Origin of the sequence: Enterobacter sp. ZOR0014 (genome assembly GCF_000798855.1) — a bacterium.
Classification (GTDB): Bacteria; Pseudomonadota; Gammaproteobacteria; order Enterobacterales; family Enterobacteriaceae; genus Enterobacter; species Enterobacter kobei.
This window is the reverse complement of record NZ_JTLF01000056.1, coordinates 1-4,664: the sequence shown is the minus strand read 5'-3', so window position 1 is coordinate 4,664 and position 4,664 is coordinate 1. Positions and strand designations below refer to the sequence as shown.

2 protein-coding genes are annotated in these 4,664 nt (G+C 44.5%); both read right to left on the bottom strand.

Translation table 11 applies throughout. The features are described from left to right. Positions 1-305: 305 nt before the first annotated feature. Positions 306-1,157, bottom strand: coding sequence for a glyoxalase III HchA (gene hchA / locus L977_RS02340; protein ID WP_047624587.1), 852 nt, complete (start codon positions 1,155-1,157; stop codon positions 306-308). Positions 1,158-1,406: 249 nt separating this feature from the next. Continuing rightward, positions 1,407-2,954, bottom strand: coding sequence for a methyl-accepting chemotaxis protein (locus L977_RS02335; protein WP_047624585.1), 1,548 nt, complete (start codon positions 2,952-2,954; stop codon positions 1,407-1,409). Positions 2,955-4,664 lie beyond the last annotated feature (1,710 nt).

Sequence of the window (4,664 nt, the reverse complement as noted above, 5' to 3'; positions counted from 1 at the left end):
CGATAAATTACAGAAAGGTCTTTCCGGCCCTTCGGGCCGGGCGGCGGCGCTTTTCAGGGGGGAAGTGTGCAGTGTTGTTAGCGCTGTGCACGGGGGACGATAAATGGTGAAGAGGGGCTGTTTGCTTCAGAATGGCGCAGGGGTATCAGGTGTTGATATATTAACTCTTAACGTATGTTGTAACTAACAATTGCCTTTTTATCATGGTGTCCGGTCCTCTCTTACTAGTGCTGGAGCCGAACTAAGGATCAGGAGAGAGTCGAAAAACCGGGGCAGCCGACTTGCGCCCTGCCCCTTCTGAACCATTACTCGCCAAATCGGGCCAGCAACGCGTTTGCGGCAAGCTGGCCAAGTGCGTTGGCCGCGAAGGGGCTGTCCCCCGTCAGTACGTTACGATCCTGATGTACCGTTCCCTTGATGTCGCTATTGACAATGTTCAGCCCCATTTTCTGCAGGGCCTCACCGAAGTACCAGGTCAGATGCCCCGGCATATATCCCATCGCCGGGGTTTCTTTGTCGGCACTGTCCGGGAAAGCGCACACCGAATACCCGCGCAGCGGATTGTCTCCCTGGCGCAGCGACAGAAACGCGGCAGGTCCATGACACAGTGAGATGACAACACGATCTTCCCGCATGGCCCAGCGCAGGGTCGTCGCCACGTCCTCACTCCCGGGCAGTCCAATCAGGGCACCATGCCCGCCCGGAATGAAGACCGCGGCATAGGCGCTGTCTTTCGTCAGCCTGCTGACGACATCAGATAGTTTTTGAGGACTCCTGAATTTCGACAGCGTCTCCCGAAAGAAAGGCATAATACGTTCATCTTCACGGGGCATCGCCCAGTACTCGAATTTTGCCATCTGCCCCGATAGGGTGGTCACGTCAAAATCGAACCCAGCTGCCCGCAAATGATATAAGGGCAAAAGGGTCTCTACGGGATGGTTTCCCGTAGAAAATAGTGCCCCGGTATCGGTTGGCAGATAGCGTTCATCCGCTGCAATCACGAGTATCTTTTGGCTGCCAGTGTACCGATTCAGATAATCTGCCCCGCTGAGGTCGGAGACAGGGCTGGTAAACTGACTGAGCGAATACGAGGAGGGAAAAAAGGCATTCTCTTCAGCAGGATCAATTTGTGGCTGTTTACGGGCATCGTCAGTCATGGTTCATCCTCATTCGGAAAAATGAAAGCAACCTGCCGTAACCATAAGGACATCCTTGATGTCCGCAGGTGCCTGAGACTGCTAAGCGTAGCAGTCCTGCACGACGGATAAGGATAAATAATCCATATTCTGCAACCAGTCGCCCTGCTCCGCCGGATCTGACATCCGGCGACAGCAACGTTCAGGAAAAGACTACCTTTCCATTTGACGACATTAAAAGGCACCATAAATTATGGTGCCACTGGATTTTTAAATAACAAAGTTATCAGTCATCTGCTTCAGAGACCTGGATTGTTCACTGAGCGACTGAGATGCGGCAGCAGACTGCTCAACGAGGGCAGCATTTCCCTGCGTCACACCGTCCATTTGTGTCACAGCGGTACTGATTTGCATAATCCCCTGCATTTGCTCTACTGAGGCCATAGAAAGACTATCCATTGACTGCGCCAGTGAAGCAACATTGGTTGCAGCACGTAAAATTGTCTCTGCTGTCTTAGAGGCTACAGAAACACCATTATCGACATTGTCGACTGCGTTCTCGATTAAGGAGCCGATTTCTTTTGATGCACTCGCGCTTCTTTGCGCAAGATTTCTAACTTCTGTGGCGACAACAGCGAAACCTCTCCCGTGCTCACCAGCGCGCGCAGCTTCTACCGCAGCGTTCAATGCAAGTATATTTGTCTGGAAGGCAATACCTTCAATAACACTCGTGATTTCCTTAATTTTAAGTGCATTTGCCGATATTTTTTGCATCGTTTCGCTCATTTCACCAACAGCAGACTCCCCTTCCCGAGCCAGCTCTTCTGTCTTTCTGGCGGACATAGCCGTATGTTCAGCAATTTCTGTATTGTTGCGAACGGTCATTGTTAACTGCTCCATACTGGCAGCTGTCTGTTGCAAAGCAGCGGCCTGTTCCTCAGTACGGGAAGATAACTCCATATTGCCCTGCTCGATTTCCCCGGCCGCAAGATCGACTGAAGAAGCAGTGATTTTGATTTCAGTGACGAGAGATTTTAATCTCTGTTGCATGTTATCAAGAGCCACAAGCAGCTTGCCTGTTTCGTCCATTCGGTCGATTGTAATGACCGATGTAAGATCACCCGACGCGATGGTATCAGCCGTATTCACTGCATGCTTTAACGGATTAAGAATACTGCGTGATAACAAGGTACCCGCAAGAAGCGCTGTGACAGCGGCTGCGAGCAAGCCAATAACAATCATCATCCGCGTTTTAAAACGCTCATCAGCAAGGCGTGCCTGCCGCTCTGACATGATGCTATATTCATCACGCAGCGCTTCATTGATAACGTCACGGATACGATCCATTTGAGCTTTGCCGGAGTTGTGTTCAAGTCCAGAGATGAATGAATCCATATTGAGCGACCCTTTTGTAACTTCGTTCCTGCTCTGGATTAACGGAAGGGCAAATGAATTTTTCCATTCATCTTCAAGCTGAGAAATTTTTAAAAATTTATCCTGTTGAGATTGATTATCACTTGTAAGTGTTAAGAGCTCACTTACTCCGTGTCTAAACGCCTCATCCCCCTCAGAAAATGGCTGAAGAATATCCTGTTTACCCGTGAGTGCGAATCCACGGATGCCTGTTTCCATATTAATGAGGTTCTCTGTAACTGTGCGCAGATTATCAACAACTTTATAGCTGTGGACATTAAGTTTGCTAACAGCCGTTACCCTGTCGAAGCTCATGTAGAGCAATCCGCAGACAACTGTCATCAATACAACTATCACGCCAAATGCCATGGTAAGCCGGGTGCTGATATTGAGATTTTTGAACATTATTCTTCCTTAATGATTAGCATATGTTCATCTTCAAGAGATGAATGCAATAAAGGCTTAATTTGTGTGGTTAATGAGGAAATGCGAATATTTTTCCACAGCAATGCTAATCGGCAGGTGAACCAATTTCTTTAGTGTTTAAATAAATTTAAAAAAACCATCAATTACAGTGTGGCTTTAGATATTTAGCCCAACCCCCAAAAGATCAGATACAAACACTAAATGCAATTAGATTGTAACGTTTTTGAACGCCATCATCTTTTTGGGATTATTCTAATATCATTATCTCATTAATTATAGAGCTTATCAGACCCTTTCAGGCTTAAATAACGACCACTTACCCTTTTTAAAGATGCAGCTCGATGGAAATTAGATTTATATTTAAAATATGTTTTTTATAACTTTTTAACTTGCAATTATTTTAAAAGCGCCAGACGAAAAAAAAGCCATTATTAATTTCAAAATATGTCAATTTGCAACAAAGCGCAACAACCATTCGGCATTGCATGAGTAAGTAAACATTGCAGACCCTTTAATTGTCTGTCAGAAATCTCCATCTACAATCAGCCTCCATCCCATTAAACTTAGCTTCAAGGTTTACATGCCGCAGCCTTACGGCAGATACACTCCCAGATCACTTATGGAAAGGCCTTGTTTGTTAGGTAAATAAGTATCACTCAAATAATGTAACAGCGATTAATGTACTCCACTTCCGCGCCAGACATCACTGATGGTTTCCACAGCCTCTTACCTGTAAATACTGTTAGTATTTATTCACAAGCATCCGAAAGTGATGACCTCGTTTGACGTTCTCGTGCAGCTTTGCTTCACCACAATGGTTCTGACTTTTTATGCCTCAATACCCTATGTTGCAGGGAAGCATGGCCCGTCTTCCAGCAACAGAGCGCCCCGTAATCCTGAGGTCTTCTCCACAGTTAATAAGTTTTTAACTGAATTTTAGCACCCAACAAATCATGAGCCATCTTAGTATCCAGTTCTGACGTTCTCCGGATTAATTCAATACAATAGCTATCACCTTCAGACGGTTATTGCACATCTAAATTAATCATTAAAAAATTACATCTTCCGTTATAGAATCAATTAGTTAACAAGGCAACCTAATAAAACCGCCATCCTTGGAAATATCTTAGCTGATACGATTTTTTATATTCCAACCCCACCTCAACAAAACACATAGTTATATCAATCAGTTAGCTTTTTATTTCAGATTATTCTTGCGATAAGGGTGATTTTTCTCAAATATAATAGAATTTTTTATTTCAGAATAATAAAAAACCATAACCAATTGACTTTAAAGATAAAGATTATAGAAGCGGTGTATGTAATCCTACAGACAAATGATCTATTTACTCTGACTTACACGATCTTTCACACCAAAAGCATGATCTTAGACAAAACAATTGACTGAAAGGATTGCTTTATAAGAGAACTTTCAACCATTTAAAATGGAATCCACAACAGTATACTGGCAATATTTTGGCTATTTACAGACAGTATGACACCGTACTAGCATATCCCTGACAACCTCATGCTCTTTTAAAAGTTAATAGCAGCAATTAGCCGTAACCCAGGGCTTGAGGAGACGACATTTTCAGGGGCGAGTGAGATCGCGCTGCGCCAGTTGACGGTAAGAAACTCTATTTTGTACCTGTAGCTTTATCTAACATCTTTTTTAAAGCATTAACAGCA

What these genes read in the sequence shown, in the direction of transcription:
- L977_RS02335 (WP_047624585.1), bottom strand. Translation starts at nt 2,954, where the DNA reads ATGTTCAAAAATCTCAATATCAGCACCCGGCTTACCATGGCATTTGGC.
- hchA (WP_047624587.1), bottom strand. Translation starts at nt 1,157, where the DNA reads ATGACTGACGATGCCCGTAAACAGCCACAAATTGATCCTGCTGAAGAG.